16 protein-coding genes are annotated in these 20,353 nt (G+C 67.5%); 10 read left to right on the plus strand and 6 right to left on the minus strand.

Annotated features, from left to right (window positions below):
- Window positions 1–10 precede the first annotated feature (10 nt).
- Window positions 11–880, minus strand: coding sequence for a molybdate ABC transporter substrate-binding protein (gene modA, locus E0E18_RS05930; RefSeq protein WP_130839728.1), 870 nt, complete (start codon window positions 878–880; stop codon window positions 11–13).
- A gap of 237 nt (window positions 881–1,117) precedes the next feature.
- Between modA and moaA the strand changes: the two genes are divergently transcribed.
- Window positions 1,118–2,200, plus strand: coding sequence for a GTP 3',8-cyclase MoaA (gene moaA, locus E0E18_RS05935; protein ID WP_130839731.1), 1,083 nt, complete (start codon window positions 1,118–1,120; stop codon window positions 2,198–2,200).
- A 145-nt stretch (window positions 2,201–2,345) separates the two neighbouring features.
- A complete protein-coding gene (locus tag E0E18_RS05940) occupies window positions 2,346–2,636 on the plus strand; it encodes a hypothetical protein (protein ID WP_130839733.1) in 291 nt (96 codons plus the stop codon).
- A gap of 6 nt (window positions 2,637–2,642) precedes the next feature.
- Here E0E18_RS05940 and E0E18_RS05945 read toward each other — a convergent pair whose 3' ends face one another.
- A complete protein-coding gene (locus E0E18_RS05945) occupies window positions 2,643–4,094 on the minus strand; it encodes an MFS transporter (protein ID WP_237559649.1) in 1,452 nt (483 codons plus the stop codon).
- A gap of 290 nt (window positions 4,095–4,384) precedes the next feature.
- Between E0E18_RS05945 and E0E18_RS05950 the strand changes: the two genes are divergently transcribed.
- The 5 genes from E0E18_RS05950 (at window position 4,385) to E0E18_RS05970 (ending at window position 13,843) form a co-directional block, all read left to right on the plus strand.
- On the plus strand, window positions 4,385–8,185 hold the full coding sequence (locus E0E18_RS05950) for a bifunctional nitrate reductase/sulfite reductase flavoprotein subunit alpha (RefSeq protein WP_130839735.1): 3,801 nt from the start codon (window positions 4,385–4,387) through the stop codon (window positions 8,183–8,185).
- Between the two features lie 231 nt (window positions 8,186–8,416).
- On the plus strand, window positions 8,417–11,023 hold the full coding sequence (nirB, locus tag E0E18_RS05955) for a nitrite reductase large subunit NirB (RefSeq protein ID WP_130839737.1): 2,607 nt from the start codon (window positions 8,417–8,419) through the stop codon (window positions 11,021–11,023).
- A 188-nt stretch (window positions 11,024–11,211) separates the two neighbouring features.
- Entirely contained in the window at window positions 11,212–11,634 is a 423-nt protein-coding gene (locus E0E18_RS05960) for a nitrite reductase (NAD(P)H) small subunit (protein ID WP_066584268.1), read from the plus strand.
- A 185-nt stretch (window positions 11,635–11,819) separates the two neighbouring features.
- Window positions 11,820–12,659, plus strand: a complete 840-nt coding sequence (locus E0E18_RS05965; protein ID WP_130839739.1) for a precorrin-2 dehydrogenase/sirohydrochlorin ferrochelatase family protein — start codon at window positions 11,820–11,822, stop codon at window positions 12,657–12,659.
- Complete coding sequence (locus tag E0E18_RS05970) at window positions 12,656–13,843, plus strand: uroporphyrinogen-III synthase (protein WP_066584282.1); 1,188 nt, start codon at window positions 12,656–12,658, stop codon at window positions 13,841–13,843. Before E0E18_RS05965 ends, E0E18_RS05970 begins: the two co-directional genes overlap by 4 nt.
- A 158-nt stretch (window positions 13,844–14,001) precedes the next feature.
- Here E0E18_RS05970 and E0E18_RS05975 read toward each other — a convergent pair whose 3' ends face one another.
- The 4 genes from E0E18_RS05975 to rplN form a co-directional block, all read right to left on the minus strand.
- On the minus strand, window positions 14,002–15,015 hold the full coding sequence (locus E0E18_RS05975) for an SGNH/GDSL hydrolase family protein (RefSeq protein ID WP_130839741.1): 1,014 nt from the start codon (window positions 15,013–15,015) through the stop codon (window positions 14,002–14,004).
- 597 nt (window positions 15,016–15,612) lie between these two features.
- The gene (gene rplE / locus E0E18_RS05980; protein ID WP_130839743.1) at window positions 15,613–16,182 is read right to left on the minus strand and encodes a 50S ribosomal protein L5; all 570 of its coding nucleotides are present in this window, start codon (window positions 16,180–16,182) and stop codon (window positions 15,613–15,615) included.
- Window positions 16,182–16,496 carry a 50S ribosomal protein L24 gene (rplX, locus tag E0E18_RS05985; protein ID WP_066584301.1) on the minus strand — a complete coding sequence of 105 codons (315 nt, stop codon included), beginning with the start codon at window positions 16,494–16,496 and terminating at the stop codon, window positions 16,182–16,184. Before rplX ends, rplE begins: the two co-directional genes overlap by 1 nt.
- 3 nt (window positions 16,497–16,499) lie before the next feature.
- Window positions 16,500–16,874, minus strand: a complete 375-nt coding sequence (gene rplN, locus E0E18_RS05990) for a 50S ribosomal protein L14 (protein ID WP_066584307.1) — start codon at window positions 16,872–16,874, stop codon at window positions 16,500–16,502.
- A gap of 355 nt (window positions 16,875–17,229) precedes the next feature.
- Between rplN and E0E18_RS05995 the strand changes: the two genes are divergently transcribed.
- Genes E0E18_RS05995 through E0E18_RS06005 form a run of 3 tightly spaced genes read left to right on the plus strand, consistent with a single transcriptional unit; the run spans window position 17,230 to window position 20,350 of the window.
- On the plus strand, window positions 17,230–18,330 hold the full coding sequence (locus E0E18_RS05995) for a FecCD family ABC transporter permease (protein WP_078057083.1): 1,101 nt from the start codon (window positions 17,230–17,232) through the stop codon (window positions 18,328–18,330).
- Window positions 18,327–19,439 (plus strand): FecCD family ABC transporter permease, encoded by a 1,113-nt coding sequence (locus E0E18_RS06000; RefSeq protein WP_202616700.1) that lies wholly within the window; start codon window positions 18,327–18,329, stop codon window positions 19,437–19,439. The genes E0E18_RS05995 and E0E18_RS06000 overlap by 4 nt, the downstream gene beginning before the upstream one ends.
- Entirely contained in the window at window positions 19,436–20,350 is a 915-nt protein-coding gene (locus E0E18_RS06005; RefSeq protein ID WP_130839746.1) for an ABC transporter ATP-binding protein, read from the plus strand. Before E0E18_RS06000 ends, E0E18_RS06005 begins: the two co-directional genes overlap by 4 nt.
- Window positions 20,351–20,353: the final 3 nt, after the last annotated feature.

Below are 20,353 nucleotides of genomic sequence, written 5' to 3' on the forward strand. Positions count from 1 at the left end.
AGTCCCGTCGCTACGCGGCACCGAAACCGTAGCCGGCGAGGATACTGCGGGCGCGGTCGGTCGTCAACCAGTCGAGGAACTCCTGTGCGGTCCGGTTCTGCGAGCCCCCGGTGGTCAGGGCCGCCGGGTAGCGGTTGTCCTCGATTCCGGGGATGTCGAAGGTCTCGACCTTCCCCTGGTCCGGGCGGAGGTTCTTCTGCAGTGCCTGGGCGTCGGTGGAGTAGATGAACCCGGCGTCGACGTCCCCTGCCGAGACTTTCGTGGACACGTCGGAGACATTGGCCTCTTCCGTGGGGGACTCCAGGGTCACCCCGGCGGAGTCGAGGTAGCGGTGCGCCAGCGTGCCGCAGGGCACCCCGTCGGCGCACAGGGCGATGCGCAGCTCACGGTCCGTCTTCAGGTCGTCGAGCGAGGTGAGTGAACCGGGGTTCCCGGGGGCGGTGGCCAGCACCAGCCGGTTGGTGGCGACGACGACCGGGTCGGCGTCCCGGAACTCGTCGAGCTTCCGGGCCTCCGCCATGTTTTCCTCGTCGGCACTGATGAACAGGTCGGCTTCCGCGCCCTGCCCGATCTGCTGCACCAGCTTGGACGATCCGGCGTAGTTCCAGGTGATCCGGGCTCCGGGGTGCCCGTCGGCGACGAAGGCGGCGGCGAGTTCGTCGCCGACGTTCTTCAATGACGCAGCGGCGAAGACGGTGACGGCGGCGTCCTCCTGACCGTCCTGACCGTCCTGTGCCGCGGACGCCGGGCTCGTGCCGCTGCTGTCACGCTGCGAGTTCGTGCAGCCTGACAGCAGCAGGACGACAGCGGCGCACAGTGCGACGACGACGGCGGCGGTTCGTGGCAGACGGACGGATCTGAACGCGACGGATCTGAACATGGGAGGCCCTCCGGATGTCATCTCGGGAAACTGACTGGAAAATTCGCTCCCGTTGTCGCTTTCGCGGCCGGGGGTTACAGTGGCCTACTGTATCCGCAGGGCGGGACGAGTTCCCGTCGGACCCACCGGTCAGACCCCCTGACCAGCGAACGGAGACGCCTGACGACCGTTCGGCGCAACCGGAGACCACGGCCGTGCACCACCGGTGCCCGCCAGAGAAGGGAGAGTGACTTCCCCGTGACCACAGTTCTCCCGACCCCTGTCCCGCCGGCGACCGGCGCCCCGGCCCGGCAGCTGTCCGACCGGTGGGGACGGGTCGCCGACGATCTCCGGATCTCCCTGATCGACAAGTGCAACCTGCGCTGCACCTACTGCATGCCCGCAGAAGGCATGACCTGGCTGAAGAAGGACGCCCTGCTCACCGCCGACGAGGCCGTGAGGATCGCCGACATCGGCGTCCGGGTGTTCGGCGTCCGCGACGTCCGCTTCACCGGCGGAGAACCGCTGGTCCGCCGCGACCTGGCCGACATCATCGCCGGTTTCCGCTCACTGCACCCCGATGTTCCGGTGTCCCTCACCACCAACGGCATCAACCTCGACAAGCGCGTCGACGAACTCGTCGCCGCCGGACTGACCCGGGTCAACGTCTCCCTCGACACGGTCGACAGGGAGGTCTTCGCCCGGGTGACCCGGCGCGACCGTCTCCCCCAGGTCATCCGGGGTCTGGCGGCGGCCAAGGCTGCGGGCCTCGACCCGGTGAAGGTCAATGCCGTGCTCATGCGGGGGGTCAACGACACCGGCGCCGCCGACCTGCTCGCCTGGTGTCTCGAGCGCGGCTACCAGCTGAGGTTCATCGAACAGATGCCCCTGGACGCGGACCACAACTGGGCCCGCCGCAACCTCATCTCCGGTGCCGAGGTGCGTGGAAGGCTGTCGGAGCGGTTCGACCTGACCCCCGATCCTGCACCCCGGGGATCGGCACCCGCCCAGCTGTGGGAGGTTCGGGAGAAGACCACCGCCGGGCAGGACGCCCCGGTCCTCGGCAAGGTCGGCGTCATCGCCTCGGTAACAGAGTCCTTCTGTGCGTCATGTTCACGTACCCGTGTCACCGCCGACGGCCGGGTTCGCAGCTGCCTGTTCTCCAGACAGGAGACCGACCTGCTGTCGGTCATGCGCTCCGGTGCCTCTGACCGGGAGATCGCCGACGTGTGGGCGGGCGCCATGCGGCTGAAGCCACGGGCCTACGGATCCGACGGGGTGACGCTGGACGATCCCGGATACGTGCAACCGGAGCGGACGATGAGCGCCATCGGCGGATAGCCGGCGGCGCCCTGCCGGCGCTGCGGTCTGCCGGCGGCGCCCTGCCGGTGCTGCGGTCTGCGTGCCCGTGGGCCTGCTCCGACTGCGGAGAGGAGTGTGTCCCACCGGTTGCACGCCCCCGGGCACCGACGTAAGACTGGGGTGCATGACCACACCGTCTGCCCCACTGCCCCCCGAACTGCGTGGAATCGTCTCGGACTACATCGACGCGACGACAGCTGCGGCGGACTCGACCACGGACGCCGCGCTCGTGCTCGACGACGACGCCCATCTGATCACCGCACACCTGTCCGGTGACTGGGACGACGAGGACCGTGCCCACCGGGGCCGGGCCCACCAGACGATCATGACCCTCCTCGACACGGCCACGGACCGGGATCTTGCCGCGGTACGGGACGAACTCACCGCCGCCGCGGAACTGCTGCTCACCCGGTGAGACCGGTCAGACATTCTCCGCGGCGAATCGGGTCCCGGGCCGGTGGTACACCGCCCAGGTGACGCCCGCCATCACCAGGTAGGCCGCGGCGAACACCCAGAACGCGGTGCTGAAACTGCCCGTCGCGTTCTTGGACAGGTTCAGCACCTGCGGGATGACGAAGCCCCCGAAACCACCGACCGCACCGATGTACCCCAGGGCCGCCGCACTCTTGCGTTCATGGCCGACCGGATCGTCGGCGGGTACGGACAGCTCGAAGACTGTGGGGATCATCCGGTAGACGGACCCGTTGGCCAGTCCGGTGAGGGTGAACAGAACCAGGAAGAGCACCAGATACACGGCGAAGCTGATGCTGTCGAGGGTGAGCACCATCACCGTGGTGACCAGGGCCATGCAGAGGAAGACGACGATGCTGACCTTCGCCCCGCCCACCCGGTCGGCGAGCCTTCCCCCGTAGGGCCGGGACAGGGATCCGACCAGCGGCCCGAGGAAGGCCAGGGTCAGACTGGCTCCGAGGACCGTGAAGGAGGAGAAGTCGGGGAACTGGTTCTTGATCAGTGTGGGGAACACCGAACCGAAGCCCATGAAGGATCCGAAGGCACCGACGTAGAGGAAGGAGATGATCCACAGGTGCTTCTCCTTCAGCGCCGAGAGGGACCCGCGGATGTCGTTCCTGGCGTCGGCGATGTTGTGCATGTACCGGTGGGCACCCCAGGCCGCCACGAGGATCAGTGGAATCCAGATCAGCCCGGCCATCGGAAGGTTGGGGTCGAAGGTCCCGAACGCGAAGACCGAGACAGCGACCGGGATGACGAGCTGCGCGACGGCGACACCGAGATTGCCTCCGGCGGCGTTGATGCCGAGAGCCTGCCCCTTCTCCGACTTCGGGTAGAAGAAGGTGATGTTCGACATGGAGCTGGCGAAGTTACCTCCCCCGAGTCCCGCCGTGGCGGCGATGACGAAAAGCAGCCACACCGGAGGGTTGCCCGCCGCCAACGCCAGTGTCGTGGACACCGTGGGAATGAGCAGGAGCAGGGCGGAGATGACTGTCCAGTTCCTCCCGCCGAACACCGGGACGGTGAAACTGTAGGGGATCCTGGCGGCCGCGCCGATGAGCGGCGGCAGGGACACCAGCCAGAACTGCTGGGACGATGTCAGGTCGATGCCTGCCCGGGGAAGGAAGATGACGGTGACCGACCACATCTGCCACACCGCGAAACCGAGGAACTCACAGAACACGGACCAGATGAGGTTCTGTCTGGCGGTTGGACGCCCCGGCCCGTTCCAGAAGTCGGGGTCCTCGGGACGCCAGTCGGTGATCCACCGTCCCCCGGAGACCTCGAGGTCCGGTCGGGACGTGCCTCCGGCACCGGGCCGGATAGTGGCACGGGCAGTGGCACGGGCACTGGCACGGGTGCTGTTGGCGGTACTGGGCGGGACTCGGGATGACACAGCCACGGGAGACTCCTGTCTGAGAGGGAGATGATGACGGTTTCTGATGACGATTTCCAGGTATAGGCAGTCACCGACACCGCAGGAAACTCGGAAACAGGAACTTCACCGCAGGTAGGACAGTGTTTCCTGGGTTTGACACCCGGGTGCGGCACAGATGTCGACCTCCGCACACCGGCGCCGGTCTCCGGGTGCGGCGCCTCTCGCCGGACACCGTGGGGCAGTGAGATCCTTTTCCCGTCCCGGTAACCCGGACCAGACCGCACCGCAACACCGGCGACTTAGCGTCCGGGTACATGAGCGCAACCAGAACAGTGGACACCGTCTGCGGATACTGCGGGGTCGGCTGCGGACTGACCCTCGACATCGACGCGCACGGCGTCCTCACCTCACGGGGCACACCGGACCATCCCGCCAACCACGGCAGGTTGTGCACCAAGGGAACCACCACCGCGGATCTGTTGCGCGCCGGCGGCAGGCAGACCACGGCCCTCCTGCACGGTCGACCGGTCAGCACCGACGAGGCCGTCTCGGAGATCGCCGCCCGTTTCACCGACATCAGACGCGCCCACGGTGACGACGCCGTGGCCCTCTACGTGTCCGGACAGATGTCCACCGAGGCCCAGTACCTCGCCAACAAGCTGGCCAAAGGTCACTTCCGCACCAACCTCATCGAGTCCAACTCGCGGCTGTGCATGGCCAGCGCCGCCACCGGATACAAACAGTCACTCGGTGCCGACGGGCCTCCCGGCTCCTACGACGACATCGACCACGCCGACGTGTTCCTCGTCGCAGGCGCGAACATGGCGGACTGTCACCCCGTCCTTTTCCTGAGACTCATGGACAGGGTCAGACAGGGGGCGAAACTCATCGTCGTGGACCCCCGCCGTACCGCCACGGCAAAGAAGGCCGACCTCCACCTGGCCGTGCGCCCCGGCACGGACATGGCCCTGCTCAACGGCCTGCTCAGACTGGTCGTGGACGCCGGGGACACCGACCGGGCCTTCATCGACGAGTTCACCGACGGGTGGGAGGACATGGCCGGGATCCTGGCCGACTATCCGGCGGACACCGTCTCGGAGATCACCGGGGTGCCCGTCGAGGATCTGCGGACCGCGGCGTCCTGGATCGGCGGGACCCGGAAGTTCGTGAGCCTGTGGACCATGGGGCTCAACCAGTCCGTCCACGGCACCTGGCACACCACCGCCCTGTGCAACCTCCATCTGGCGACCGGGGCAATCTGCCGTACCGGTGCCGGGCCCTTCTCCCTGACCGGGCAACCCAACGCCATGGGTGGTCGGGAGATGGGGTACATGGGCCCCGGTCTGCCGGGCCAGCGGACAGTACTCGATCCCGGGGACCGTGCCGAGGTGGAGAGGATCTGGCAGCTGCCGCCGGGCACCCTGCACACCAGGCTGGGGGGCGGGACCGTCGACCTGTTCCGTACCCTGGACAGTGGAGACGTCAGGGCGGTGTGGGTGATCTGCACCAACCCTGCCGCGTCGGTGGCCAACCGCGACCGCGTCACCGCCGCCCTCGACGCCGCCGACTACGTTGTCGTCCAGGACGCCTACGCCGGAACGGAGACGGCCGCACACGCCGATGCGGTCCTGCCCGCGGCGATGTGGTCGGAGACCCCCGGGGTGATGGTCAACTCCGAACGGGGCCTGACCCTGACCCGGCCGGTGGCCGACCCCCCTGGGGAGGCTCTCGCGGACTGGGAGCTGATCTGCCGTGTCGCACGTGAGATGGGGTTCCCCGGTTTCGACTTCTCCTGCGCCGCGGAGGTGTTCGACGAGATCAGGAAGTTCCACAATCCCCGTACCGGGTGGGATCTGCGGGGCGTGGACCACCGCCGCCTGTCCGACGGGCCGGTGCAGTGGCCCGCCGCACCGGGGTGCGGTCCCCGTAATCCGGTGCGTTACCTCAACAACGGTGTCAGCCAGCGCCTCCACGTCACCCCCGACGGCAGGGTCCCCCGGCTGGCCTTCCCCACCCCGGACCGGCGGGCGCGGTTCATCCCCCGTCCCTTCCTTCCCCTGCACGAGGAGCCGGACGCCGACTTCCCCTTCATACTGACCACCGGGCGGCTCCCTCACCAGTGGCACACGATGACCAAGACCGGGAGGGTGTCGAAGCTCATGAAGCTCAACCCCTCCAGTTTTGTGCAGGTCAGCAATGTCGACGCCGGATCGGCAGGTATCTGCGACGGGGATCTGGTGGAGGTCACCTCTCGCAGGGGGAAGGTGTCCGCCCGGGCGCTGGTCTCCGACGACACCGCCCCGGGGACCCTCTTCATCCCGATGCACTACCGGGACACCCCGGTCAACACGGTGACCAGTGACGCCGTGGACCCGGAGTCCCTCCAGCCGGCGTTCAAGGCCTGCGCCGTGTCGGTGAAGGTCATCGAGACTGCCCCGGCACCGGGCGGGGGCAGGCAGGACGCCACGGAACCCGGTGCCAGGTCCGGGCAGGACGGCGATGCGGATGACGGAGCTGTGACGGTGGTGTGGGCCTCCCAGACCGGAACCGTCGAGGACCATGTCCCCGCGGTGGTCTCCGCACTGTCCGCGGCGGGGATCCCGGCGCGGGCACGCTGCGCGGAGTCGGTCGGTGTCCGTGACCTCGCCGGAACTGTCCTGTTCATCGTCTCCTCCACCGGTGACGGCGAGGCCCCCGACAATGCCACCGCCCTGTGGGACCTGCTCACCTCCGCTGACCATGACCTGTCGTCCACCCGGTACTCCGTCCTCGGTTTCGGTGACTCCTCCTACGCCGATTTCTGCGGCTTCGCCCGACGCCTCGACACGCGGCTCGCCGAGCTCGGCGCAGAGGCGACAGTGCCGAGGGCGTCCTGCGAACCGGATTTCGAGACCACAGCGTCAGAGTGGGTGGCCCGGGTCATCGGGGCGCTGGGCGGGGACGCCGGGGCGGTGACCTCCACCGGTCCCCGGGCCACCGGTGCGGCCACGACCACCGGTGCGGCCACGACCGCCGGGACAGGACAGTGGTCCAGGAGGAACCCGCTGACCACCAGGTTGAGCGCGTCAACGAGACTGACCGCAGGGACACTGGAGGAGACCGGGCGGGAGGTCCGCAGGTACACCTTCGACCTGCCACCTGGAACACTCACCTACAGTGTCGGGGACGCCCTCGGGATCTGGCCGCGCAACGACCCTTCCGTCGTCGCGGAGTTCCTCGCCCGTACCGGCATGACCCCGACCCCGGACCTGGTGGAGTCACTCACCGGCGAACTGGACATCACCTCGGTGTCACCACAGGCACTGAGGTTGATCGACAGACACTGTCCCGCTGCCGGGCTGGGGGCTCTGGCCGGTGACGCGCAGGCACTCCGGACGTTCTCCCACGGACGTCAGCTCTGCGACGTCCTGGCGTCCTTCCCCGTCACGGCCGGTGACGCAGAGTGGCTGGAAGCGCTGCCGGCCCTGCGCCCCCGGCTCTACTCCATCTCCTCGTCACCGTTGACGGACCCGGGCAAGGTGGAGGTCACCGTGTCGACCGTCGGGTTCACCTCCACCGGCGGCTACCGCCGCGGCGTGTGCTCCGGGTGGCTTGCCGGACTCTCACCCGGTGACCCGGTCCGTCTGTTCATTTCGCCGAACCGCAGGTTCTGTCCACCGGAGCGTCCCGACGCGCCGATGATCATGATCGGTCCAGGTACCGGTGTCGCCCCGTTCCGCGGCTTCCTCCACGAACGCCGCGGCTCGGGTGCCACCGGGAAGAACTGGCTGTTCTACGGGGAACGCCACGAGGCCACGGACTTCCTCTACCGGGACGAGTTCACCACGATGAACCGTGACGGTACGCTGACCAGGTTGTCGACCGCGTTCTCCCGGGACCAGGCGGAGAAGGTCTACGTCCAGGACAGGATGCGGGACCAGGGCCGTGACCTGTGGGAGTGGATCGACCGCGGCGCCCACGTCTACGTCTGCGGGGACGCCGCGCGGATGGCACGGGACGTCGACAGGACCCTGCGCCGCATCATCGCTGAACAGGGCGGGATGGGCGAGGGTGAGGCCGGGGAGTTCGTCGCCCGCATGTCCGCCGAGCACCGCTACGTCCGTGACGTCTACTGACGGTCACGCGTGCCTGCGGCGACGTGTACCCCCCAGCAAGGTGCACCCAGCAAGGTGCACCCAGCAGGGTGCCCGGAGAGGTGCACCGGACCGGGCCCGACATTTCCGTCCCGGGCACCGTGTTTCGGGGCTGTGTCGGAGTTCCCGCACCCCTCCCCCCGCCGTGAACCGACCGTAAAACACTGCTCTCATCTGTGCCGTTCCTGATCTGAGAAGCCTAGCGTCCCAGACATGACCACAGCTGAGACGACTTCCCCGGTGAACCCGCACACAAACCCCCGGACCGTCATCGTCGGATTCGGGATGGTGGGTCACCGCACCGCCACCGAACTGCTCGACCGGGATCCCACGGCGCACGTCACCGTGATCTCCGGGGAACGGTGCCACGCCTACGACCGGGTGGCGCTGTCCAGCTACGTCGGCAGCTGGGACCGGGAGCTCCTCGAGCTTCCGCCGCTGCCTGACCTGCCGGGACAGGTCGAGGTCCTGCACACCCGCGCCACCGGAATCGACCGCACCTCGCAGACCGTGACCTGTGAAGACTCCCGCACCGTGGAGTACGACAACCTGGTGCTCGCCACCGGTTCCTACGCCTGGGTCCCCCCGGTGCCCGGTCATGAACTCCCCGGGTGCACCGTCTACCGGACCATCGACGACATCGACGACATCCGCCGCATGGTGGAGGACGCCCGGGCCCGGGGACTCTCCCCCCGCGGCGCGGTGATCGGCGGCGGACTGCTCGGACTCGAGGCAGCCAACGCCCTGCGGCTGCTCGGGGCAGAAGCCCACATCATCGAACGTTCGCCCCGGCTCATGCCGTTGCAGGTCGACCCGGACGGCGGCGTCCTGCTGGCGGAGAAGGTCCGGGACCTGGGCGTCCGGGTCCACGTCAACACCGCCACCGACCTCATCTCCGATGAGGGGGGACGCCTCGCCCTGACCCTGTCACCCTCCGCCTCCGCGCAGGATTTCCCCGACGCCGCCCCACCTGTCACCCCGCTCACTGTCGACGTGGTGGTCTTCTCCACCGGAGTCCGCCCCATCGACACCCTCGCCGACGCCGCCGTACCTGAACCCCTGCCCCGGGGACCCCGAGGCGGTTTCCTCGTCGACAGGATGTGCCGCACACCCGACCCTCACATCAGCGCCGTGGGAGAGTGCGCCGCCGTCGACGGCATGTGTTACGGACTTGTCGCCCCCGGCTACTCGACCGCGGAAATCGTCGCAGACCGGCTCACCGGCAGACAACCCGAACCGTTCCGCGACCCCGACATGTCCACCAAACTCAAACTCCTCGGCGTCGACGTCGCGAGCTTCGGCGACGCCCACGCCACCACCGAAGGTGCCCGCCCCCTCACCGTCAATGACCCTGTGGGCGGCATCTACGGCAAGCTTGTCATGGACAGTACAGGGTCGGTGCTGCTCGGTGGCGTCCTGGTCGGTGACTGCTCCTCCTACGCCATGCTGCGTCCCATGGTCGGCTCCCCCCTGTCCGACCCGCTGACCTTCATCACCCCGGCCGGCGACGGGGCCCCCGCCGGAGTGGGGGTGGCGGCTCTCCCGGACGACGCACAGATCTGCTCCTGCAACAACGTCACCAAGCGCGACATCCGCAGTGCGGTCAGCGACGGTGCCTGCTCCGTCGCCGACCTGAAGACCTGCACCCGGGCCGGCACCAGCTGCGGATCCTGCGTAGGACTGCTGTCACAGCTGCTGGACGCCGAAGGCGTGGAACAGTCCAAGGCCCTGTGCGAACACTTCCCCCAGTCGCGGGCCGAACTGTTCGAATGCGCGGCCGCCACCCGGATCAGGGACTTCCCCCGCTTCATCCGGCGTTTCGGTACAGGCCACGGTTGTGAGATCTGCAAGCCGACAATGGCCTCCATCTTCGCCATCCTCGACTCCTCACACCATGTCCTCGACGACGGCCACGCGGCTCTGCAGGACACCAACGACCGCTTCCTCGCCAACATCCAGCGCAACGGTTCCTACTCGGTCGTGCCCCGGATGCCGGGAGGGCAGGTCACCCCGGAGCAGCTCATCGTCATCGGTGAGATCGCCCGCGACTTCGACCTGTACCTCAAGGTCACCGGGGCCCAGCGCCTCGACCTGTTCGGCGCCCGGGTCGAACAGCTGCCCGCGATCTGGCGACGGCTGGTGGACGCCGGCATGGAGTCCGGACAGGCGTACGGCAAATCCCTGCGCGCTGTGAAGAGCTGCGTCGGCACGGACTGGTGCCGCTACGGTCAGCAGGACTCGGTGAGGATGGCCGTCGACCTGGAACTGCGGTACCGGGGCCTGCGCAGTCCACACAAACTGAAGATGGGTGTGTCCGGGTGTGCGCGGGAGTGCGCCGAGGCGAGGGCCAAGGACGTGGGCGTCATCGCCACCGAGCACGGGTGGAACCTCTACGTCGGCGGGAACGGTGGAGCCACCCCACGGCACGCCGAACTCCTGGCCGCCGACCTCGACGAAATCACCCTGGTGCGGTACATCGACCGGTTTCTCGGGTTCTACGTCCGCACCGCCGACAGGCTGCAGCGCACCGCCGCCTGGATCGAGGCGACCGAGGGCGGACTCGACCACATCCGTGACGTGGTCTGCGAGGATTCCCTCGGCATCGCAGCAGACCTCGAGGCGTTCATGGCCAGGCATGTGGCGGACTACACCGACGAATGGAGGGCAGTCCTGGACGACCCGGAGAAGCTGCGTCGATTCGTCTCCTTCGTCAACGCACCGGAGTCCCCTGACCCCACTGTCAGATTCGGTGAGCAGGACGGCCGCAAGGTCCCGCTGCCGCTTCCCGGCCTGCCGCCGCTGGCCCGGAAGTCCGCCTAAGCGCCCCGACGACGCGCCTGCCCGTGACCCCGGATCCACCCCTCCCGCCTCGACCCCACCTATCCTCTTCGTCGGCAGCGTCAGATGTGTATAAGAGCCACCCCCCCCCCGCACCAGCCCGGTACGCGACCACAGACCACGACCACAGGCAACGACCACAGGCAACGACCACAGAGAAGAGCCTCCCCATGACCACTGCACCTGCCACCGACCGTAGCGTCACCGTGTGCCTCCTCGACGACCTGGAGGACAATCTCGGTGCGGCTGTCCTGCTCGACGACGGGACACAGGTCGCACTGTTCCGGATACCTGCCCCGGGACGCCGACGTGCCGGCAGAACCACCGGTGACGACAGTTCCCCCGGCAGCAGCGACCTCCCCACCGTCTACGCGGTGTCCAACATCGACCCGTACACGGGTGCGGCGGTGATCAGCCGGGGTATCGTCGGCGAGCACCACGGGGAGTGCACCGTGGCGTCCCCCCTGCTCAAGCAACGCTTCGTGCTCAGCGACGGACGTTCCCTCGAGGATCCCGACCATCACCTGGAGACATTCACGGTGACTGTCACCGACGGCACCGACAGCCCTCGACGGGTGGTCCTGGTCCGCTGACACCGGCGAGCCCCCGACGGAAATCTCACACCGCCGTCGCCACGGTTGTGCGGAGTCTGTCGCCGTTCCGTAGCGCAGGTGACCGGGCAGTGTAATCCGGGGTCCCTACCGTCGTAGTCGACGACCCACAGCGACTACCCCTCACTGCAGACCGCACTGCGGTTCAACGACCCCGGAGGAACACCGTGACTTTCCTGATGACCGGACTCGACGTCCGGGACAGACTTGTCGTCCTGGTCGGCGGTGGTGACGTCACCGCCCGACGTGCCGAACGTCTCCTCGGCGAGGGGGCGGTCCTGCGCATCATCGCCCCGGAGATCACCACCCGCACGGCAGCACTCGTCCGGGCCGGGTCCCCCGGGTCCCCTGGGTCCCCCGGAGACCACGGGGCATGCCGCACACTCCGGGGACGCCCTCCCCTTTCACCCGGACGATCCGGGTGCACCGTCACATGGATTCCCCGCGGCTTCCGGGAGTCCGACCTCGCCGGGGCGTGGCTGGTCCACACCGCAACCGGTGATCCGCAGGTCGACGAGATGGTGGACCGGGCCTGCCGCGAGCGCCGGATATGGTGCGTGGACGCCGCGAGCGCCCCACGTGGATCTGCCCGAATCGCTGCGACGGTCAGCCGGGCCGGGGTGAGCATCGGAACCCTGTCCTCCGGGGAACCCGATCCCCGACGTACAGCCGGCGTCAGTCACCGCATCCGGGACCTGCTGGACAAGGGTCTGCTGCCGACGGCACCGGTGCGTCGGTCGGGCTCCGCCGGGGACCGCTCCGGCAGCACCGAGGTGACACAGGTCGGTCAGGCCGCTAGCGTCCAGGCTGTGAACCCTCACCTCCGTCACCCCGCCGCAGTACCTCCGGCAGTGCCCGGGCCCGGAGGCCCCGCACAACCCCGGGAATCCGCCGAACCCGGGGTGCCCGGGGTGCCCACAACTCCTGCGCTGCACGCACGCCCGGGTCGGATGCCTGAGGTCCCGGACCTGCTCCGCGTGCCGGATACCCGGGGGGTGGCGGTGTGACCGGCGCCCGCCAGCTCTCCCATGCCCTTGACGGTTGCCGGATCCTGTTGCCGGTCGACCGACGTTCCGGGGAGTTCGCCTCCGCCCTTGAACGGCACGGTGCCGAGACCACGGTGGCACCGTCACTGACCATCACCCCCCATTTCGATGACGCCGAGCTTCTCGACGAGACCCACCGACTTATCGCGGATCCGCCCGACAAGGTCGTTGTGACCACCGGTGTCGGCTTTCGTGGCTGGATGGACGCCGCCGAGCAGGACGGCACACAGGACCAGCTGATCGAGGCCCTGGGCCGCGCGCAGATTCTGGTCAGAGGTCCGAAGGCCCGCGGGGCTGTACAGCAGGTCGGGCTGGACATCGACTGGGTCGCCGAATCCGAGACCTCCGCGGAGATCATCGAGTTCCTGCTGGCCGAGGGCGTCCGGGGGATGCGGGTGGTCATCCAGCACCACGGGGAGGGCGATCCTGCGATGGAGAGAACCCTCGAGGACGCCGGGGCCCGGGTGCGCGGTCTGGTCGTCTACCGCTGGGGGCCGCCGCCGGACCCCGAACTGGTCGCGAGGACCACCGGCATGGTCGCCTCAGGTTCGGTTGACGCGGTCCTGTTCACCTCGGCACCGGGGGCACGGGCCTGGCTCCGGACGGCGGAGAAGATCGGAACTCTTCCCGCGGTCCGTCAGATGGCCGGTGAGCGAACCATGTTCGGTGCGGTGGGTCCGATCACGGCGTCCCCGCTCCGGGCCCGGGGCATGGAGGTTGTCGTCCCCGAGAGATTCCGGCTCGGCGCTCTCGTGCGGGAGACGGTGCAGCAGCTCGCCGGACCTGAGACCGCCACCCCCACTGCCTACGGACCGTTGCATGTGCGTACCGGTGGAGCGCTTCTTGACGGTGCCTTCCACGCCCTGGGAAGGTCCGGTTCCGATGTCCTGAGGATTCTCGCGGCCCGTCCCGGCCGGGTGATGTCACGGTCGGAGATCGCCGAGGAGCTGTCGTCGGGCATCCACGGTGGACGTCCCGAGGGATGGGGCGACGGTCCGACGACTGAGCGGGCGGTGGAGGTCACGGTCGCCAGGGTCCGCAGTGCAGTCGGCGAGCCGGACCTGATCCAGACCGTGTACAAGCGTGGCTACCGTCTGGCCATGGACAGGGACGATCTCGCCGCCGTCCGTCCGCGCGGGGCGTGACCTGTTACTCCCCCGCACGCCCTCGGCTACAGAGAACACCGCCGTCAGCCCCTTGTGAGGGCCGGCGGCGGTGTCATTCAGCGCGTCGCGGACTTCCCCTCCCCGCTCCCCCTGGTGACCGGGGAAGCTGACCGGGGAAACTGGTCGGGAAGCCGGTGCTAGCGGTTGTAGACCTGCTGGGCGAAGATCTTGCCCATCGCCTCGGAACCGGTGAAGGTCGGGTGGTTCGGCATGGTGCTCACCTGCGTGTCGACGACGCCGACGGTGTAGCGTTCCGCCGGAACAGGGTTACACGGACCGTGACCGATGGTGGCCTGGTACATGTCGACGAAGCCCAGTCCGTTGACGTCGGCGGCGTGCTTGATGTTGTCACGCAGGGACTCCTGGATGTGCTTCGCACCCGGGACCGTGACCTTGGCGGTGATCTCGGGGAAGTCGGGGACGGTGACGCCGGGCAGGTAGCGCTCGATCACGGCGGGGGACACGTTCGCGAAGCAGATGTCGTCGCCGTTGGCGAGTTCCGGGTAGGACAGCAGCGTGACCTTGGCACCGGGCGCGACCGTCTCGACACGCTGCTTGACGTAGGCCATCATCGCGTCGAAGACCGGGGTGGTGGGCTGGGAACCGAAGACCAGTCCGGCGGTGTCGATCCACTGGAAGGTGTCCATCCCGCCGTACATGAGCGCGACGTCCTTGGTGCCGGGGCCGATGTCACCGTAGAAGATGGCGGACTCCAGGTAGGCGACCAGCTGGACCAGCGGCGCCCCGCCCATGCCGTTGCAGGACCAGTCGCCGAGGCTGACATTGGCCTGACGTGCCGCGACCTTGGGCCAGTTGTCCATGTCGGTGGAGCAGTTGAAGGTCCAGGGCAGCTGGCCCGGCTCTTCGCCCCGGGACCCGTTCTTTCCGGCGATCGCGGTGAAGGAGTCACCGAAGGTGACGAGCTGCTTGGGGCCGCTTCCCTGCAGCGGATTGGTGAAGCTGACCGGAGGAGCGTACCGGCTGATCTGCTCGAGCAGCTGTTCGGGCGTCGTCGGCACCGGAATGTCGGCGGGGGCGGGGGCAGGGGCCGGAGCGGGGTCAGCGACAGCAGGGCCGGAACCGAGACCGAGGCTGAGTGCGGCGGCCGCGGCGACAGCTGCGGCGCTCACAGAGCGGAAGAGCTTCTTCATATCGTTGTTGACCTTAATCCTGAAGCGTCGTTGTCATGGTGAGACAGTCCGGGCAGGTCGCTGGCTCGGCCCGGGTCTGCGGCCGGCAGCGGCGCAGAAGCCTCATCATGTATATCTATCACAGTTGTCGGGCGTTACGTCCAGACCGGAGAAAAATCCCCCCGCCCGCATCTGTGCAGTTGAGAGCGGGTTCAGTACAGTCGCCTCCCGGAGCGGAACGCCTGCTCATGCGCCGGTGGGACGCCCGGACCAACCCGGGACGCAGCTGTCCTTCACCTCATGACATGCCGGCGTTCACCACCACGTCACTCCCGTGCACCAGACTCTTCATCACAGCCGGGGACTCCGGACTGTGATGCAGAACTCTCTGGTAACACCAGTCACATTAGCATCATGCTTAACATGTGCAACAGGGATTATCTGAGAGCCCCTTACATCCACCCCTCTTCCGGCATATCCGGCGTCTACCCGTTCCGGCCGGGGACACACGGGCCCCGACGGAAGCGGACACACGAAAACCCCGCACCGGGAAACCGGTGCGGGGTCAGGGTCCAGGCACTCCGGAGCCGATCGAGCCGGCTCCGCGAGATCCCTGTGCTAGTCGTGGTGCTCCGCGGTCTTGAACGGGAAGCCGAGCTTCCTCAGCAGGGCACGGCCCTCATCATCGTTCGTGGCGGTGGGCACCACAGTGATGTTCATGCCACGCGGTCGGTCGATGGAGTCCACGTCGACCTCGTAGAACATGGACTGCTCGGAGAGACCGAAGGTGTAGTTGCCGTGTCCGTCGAACTGGCGGTCGGACAGACCACGGAAGTCCCGGATTCGGGGCAGAGCCACCGTCAGCAGACGGTCCAGGAACTCCCACATACGGTCGCCACGCAGCGTGACGCGGGCACCGATGGGCATTCCCTCACGCAGCTTGAAGTTCGAGATGGCCTTCTTGGCCACCCTGATCTGCGGCTTCTGACCGGTGATGAGGGTCAGGTCACGGATCGCACCGTTGATCAGCTTGGAGTCACGGGCAGCTTCGCCGACACCCATGTTGACGACGACCTTGGTGACACCGGGGATCTGCATGACGTTGTCGAAGTGGAACTCGGTGCTGAGTTCGTCGCGGATCTCGGACTTGTAGCGGGCCTTGAGGCGCGGAGTGTAGTTCTCGCTCATCAGATATCCTTCCCGTTCCGTCGCGAGATGCGGATCTTCTTGCCGTTCTCGTCGAAACGGTAGCCGACACGGGTCGGGTTCCCGTCGGAGTCGAGGACCATCACGTTGGACACGTGAATGGGAGCCTCCTGGGTCACGATGCCGCCGGACTCGGCACCGCGCTCCGGAGCAGAGTTCACGACATGCTTCTTGATGCGGTTCACACCTTCGACAAGCACCTTGTCACGGGCCGGGTAGGCCTCGATGACGCGGCCCTTGGCACCCTTGTCGGGGCCGGAGATGACGAGGACGTTGTCGCCCTTACGGATCTTCATGGGTCAGAGCACCTCCGGAGCGAGAGAGACGATGCGCATGAAACGCTTGTCGCGCAGCTCGCGGGCCACAGGGCCGAAGATGCGGGTACCGCGCGGGTCGGTGTTGTCGGCGCCCTTGATCAGGACAGCGGCGTTCTCGTCAAAGCGGATGTAGGAGCCGTCCGGACGACGGGTCTCCTTCTTCGCGCGGACGATGACGGCCTTGACGATGTCGCCGGCCTTCACTGCGCCGCCGGGGGCAGCTTCCTTGACGGTTCCGACGACAATGTCACCGATACCGCCGGAACGTCGGGTGGATCCGCCGAGCACGCGGATGACCAGGATTTCCCGGGCACCGGTGTTGTCGGCGACCCGCAGACGTGATTCCTGCTGGATCACTTCGAGTCTCCTTGTAGACCTAGTGGTTCTGTGCGCGTGTGGATTTCCGTCCCGCACGCACCGGTCCGTGCCTTCGACGTGGCTCCTCCACAGCGGAGTCCCGGAGGTCTCCGTTCCGTTACGGCACCCCCCGACGGAGGGACCACCGTCCACGGCACGGACACAACGGGCCGGAGCTGCGGGACCACAGGCAACCGCCCAAGTATGCCACCACCCCACCGTCGGCACCAAAACGTTGCACCGGCCCCCGCACCAGAGTTCCTGCAGGGCCGTAGACTGCAGCGGTGATTGCACCCGTAATCACCGCTACGTAAGGTTAACCTGTCCTGCCGTCGACGAAAGAACCTGCGAACCCATGACAACCGGTACCACCACCGGGGATGTCCCGCCCGGGACGACAGCCCCGGGACCCGGCGGCCTCAGCGCCACCGCGGCTCTGCACCGCCGACGACTAGCCGGTCTGGCCGTACTGACCGTGCTGCTGGTCGTCGGTTTCGTGCTCAGCCTCGCCCTCGGATCGAGAAACATCCCGCTCTCAGACATCTGGGGTCTGCTCAAGCAGGTTCCGGGCACTCTCGGCGCCACCGACATCGAGAACACCGACCTCCAGGTCATCGTCGAGTACCGGTGGCCCCGGACCCTGATCGGCATCATCGTCGGCGCCGCCCTGGGTGTCGCCGGCGCCCTGATACAGGGCCACACACGTAACCCGCTGGCAGACCCCGGAATCCTCGGTATCGCCTCCGGTGCGGCACTTGCCGTCGTCATCTCCTTCGCCGTGTTCAACGTCTCGGGGACCTGGGCGACCTCCCTCTGGGCGTTCGGAGGCTCCTGCCTGGCCACCGTAGCGGTGTTCGCTCTGGCATCTTTCTCCGGAGGCAACGTCAACCCGATGACTCTCATCCTCGGAGGCGCCGCCATGAATGCGGTCCTCCAGGCCATCATCTCGGCGTTCGTCCTCACCGACAGCAACAACCTCGACAGAATGAGGTTCTGGACCGTCGGTTCCATCGCCGGACGGGACATGAGCGTCTTCTGGACCGCCCTTCCCGTGGTCCTCATCGGTCTGCTGCTCGCCTTCATGACCGGTCCCACACTCAACCTGCTCAACCTGGGTGACGACGTCGCCACGGCACTCGGCGTCAACACCGGTCGGGCCCGGGTGCTCGGCATGGTCATCATCGCACTGCTGGCCGCGGCCGCTACCGCAGCCGCAGGCCCGGTGAGCTTCCTCGGTCTGGTGATTCCCCACCTGGTGCGCTCCGTCACCGGCCCGGACTACCGCTGGATTCTCCCCTATTCCGCGCTCGGAGGCGCCGTCCTGCTCATCTACGCCGACGTGCTCGGCCGCATCATCACCCGTCCCGGGGAACTTGAGGTCGGCATCGTCCTCGCCTTCGTCGGCGCACCGATCTTCATCTGGATGATCACGAGGAGAAAGGTGGTGGAACTGTGAGCGACACCCGCACCCGCGGTCTGTACCGCTACGTCTCGGACGCCACTGTCCCCGCCCGACCCGCCTTCCGGATCGGTCCGATCTCCACTGTCTGGAGGCCGCGGCAGTTCTTCGCCACCGTCAGCCTCATCATTGTCCTGCTCGTCCTCGGTGCAGTGTCCCTCGGACTGGGTGACTACCCGATCAGTCCCCTGCGTGTGGCCGAGATTGTCGCGACCAACGGTGGAACCCGGATCGAGCACCTCGTCGTCTTCGACTGGCGTATGCCGCGCACTCTCACCGCCGTTCTCGTCGGATCCGCCCTGGGTATCTCGGGGGCACTGACACAGTCCGTGACCCGCAATGCGCTGGCCAGTCCCGATATTCTCGGCATCACCACCGGCGCCTCGGCTGCGGCGGTCGCCGTCATCGTGCTCGGGGGCGGTTCGACCGGGGTCGTCGGATGGCTCTCCGAGATCGGTATTCCCCTGGCCGCGCTGGTCGGCGCCTTCCTCACCGGCGCCGTGATCTGGATGCTCGCCTACCGTCGCGGTATCGACCCGTTCCGTCTCGTCCTCGCCGGTATCGTCATCTCCGCCCTGTTGTCCGCGGTCATCAACTACCTCATGACCCGGGCGGACCTGAACGACGCCACCAGCGCACAGATGTGGCTCGCCGGTTCACTCAACTCCGCCGACTGGTCCCGCGCCCGTCCGGTTCTCGCGGTAATCGTGCTGCTCACACCGTTCTTCGTCTGGATCACCTTCCAGCTCTTCGCGAACGTGCTCGGCCCCGACGTCGCCAGAGGTCTCGGCCAGAACGTCACCGTCGTGCAGGCCCTGCTCCTGGTCCTGTCGGTTATTCTCGCGGCGATGGCTGTTGCCGCGGCCGGCCCGATCGGGTTCGTCGCCTTCGTCTCTCCCCAGATCGCCCGGCTCATCTGCGGCCGTGACACGCCGCCGGTGGTGGCGTCCGGACTGTTCGGGGCGTCCCTGCTGCTGGCAGCGGACGTGATCACACAGACCTGGCTGCCCGTCGAACTGCCCGTCGGCCTGCTGACCTCCGCCGTCGGCGGCCTCTTCCTCATCTACCTGCTCATCAAGACCAACCGGAAGACGACGACCTCATGACCAACATCCCCCGCCCCGACAACTCTTCCTCCACCACGGCCGTCCCGGCGACCGCAGACGCCGCAAACGCCGCAGACCCCACCGCCGGTGGGGACCTGCCCGCCCACGCCCACGCCCTGACGGTGTCCTCGCTCAAGGTCGGATATACGCCGGACAACCCGGTCATCACCGATCTGTCCGTCCACATCCCCGGAGGAAGAGTCACCACGGTCATCGGACCCAACGGCTGCGGCAAGTCCACGTTCCTGCGCGCCGTCGGCCGTCTCATCCCCTCCCAGGCCGGCACAGTCACCCTCGGAGCGACGGACATCAGCTCGATGAGGCGCAAGGACATCGCCAGGACCATCGGGGTACTCCCCCAGGCGCCGATCGCCCCTCCCGGGCTCATCGTCTCCGACCTCGTCTCGCGGGGACGCCACCCCCACCAGTCCTGGATCAGGCAGTGGTCCTCCTCCGACGAGAAGGAGGTCATGGCAGCCCTGGAGATGACGGACGTCGCAGACCTTGCTGACCGGCCCGTGGACTCCCTGTCGGGCGGTCAACGGCAGCGGGTGTGGATCTCCATGGTGCTCGCCCAGCACACCGAGATCCTCTTCCTCGACGAGCCCACGACCTACCTTGACCTCGCACACTCCATCGAGGTCCTGGACCTCGTCAACCGTCTGCGGCGTGAACTCGACCGCACGGTGGTGATGGTGCTTCACGACCTCAACCTGGCAATCCGCTACTCCGACAACCTCGTCGTCATGCGCGACGGAGACCTCATCGCCACCGGTACACCAGAGTCGGTGATCACCCCGGAACTTCTCATGGACGTCTTCGACCTCGACGCCACCGTCATCGAGGACCCGGTCGTCGGCGGTCCCCTCATTGTCCCCAACGACCCGCACGGGCTCAGGAACAGGAGCTGACCG

It is taken from the genome of Corynebacterium neomassiliense, from assembly GCF_900626215.1.
In the GTDB taxonomy this organism is placed as follows: domain Bacteria; phylum Actinomycetota; class Actinomycetes; order Mycobacteriales; family Mycobacteriaceae; genus Corynebacterium; species Corynebacterium neomassiliense.

Excerpts from the sequence above, each read along its gene's own strand:
- modA (WP_130839728.1), bottom strand. The coding sequence starts at position 880 with ATGTTCAGATCCGTCGCGTTCAGATCCGTCCGTCTGCCACGAACCGCC.
- E0E18_RS05940 (WP_130839733.1), top strand. The coding sequence starts at position 2,346 with ATGACCACACCGTCTGCCCCACTGCCCCCCGAACTGCGTGGAATCGTC.
- E0E18_RS05950 (WP_130839735.1), top strand. The coding sequence starts at position 4,385 with ATGAGCGCAACCAGAACAGTGGACACCGTCTGCGGATACTGCGGGGTC.
- nirB (WP_130839737.1), top strand. The coding sequence starts at position 8,417 with ATGACCACAGCTGAGACGACTTCCCCGGTGAACCCGCACACAAACCCC.
- E0E18_RS05960 (WP_066584268.1), top strand. The coding sequence starts at position 11,212 with ATGACCACTGCACCTGCCACCGACCGTAGCGTCACCGTGTGCCTCCTC.
- E0E18_RS05975 (WP_130839741.1), bottom strand. The coding sequence starts at position 15,015 with ATGAAGAAGCTCTTCCGCTCTGTGAGCGCCGCAGCTGTCGCCGCGGCC.
- rplE (WP_130839743.1), bottom strand. The coding sequence starts at position 16,182 with ATGAGCGAGAACTACACTCCGCGCCTCAAGGCCCGCTACAAGTCCGAG.
- rplX (WP_066584301.1), bottom strand. The coding sequence starts at position 16,496 with ATGAAGATCCGTAAGGGCGACAACGTCCTCGTCATCTCCGGCCCCGAC.
- E0E18_RS05995 (WP_078057083.1), top strand. The coding sequence starts at position 17,230 with ATGACAACCGGTACCACCACCGGGGATGTCCCGCCCGGGACGACAGCC.
- E0E18_RS06005 (WP_130839746.1), top strand. The coding sequence starts at position 19,436 with ATGACCAACATCCCCCGCCCCGACAACTCTTCCTCCACCACGGCCGTC.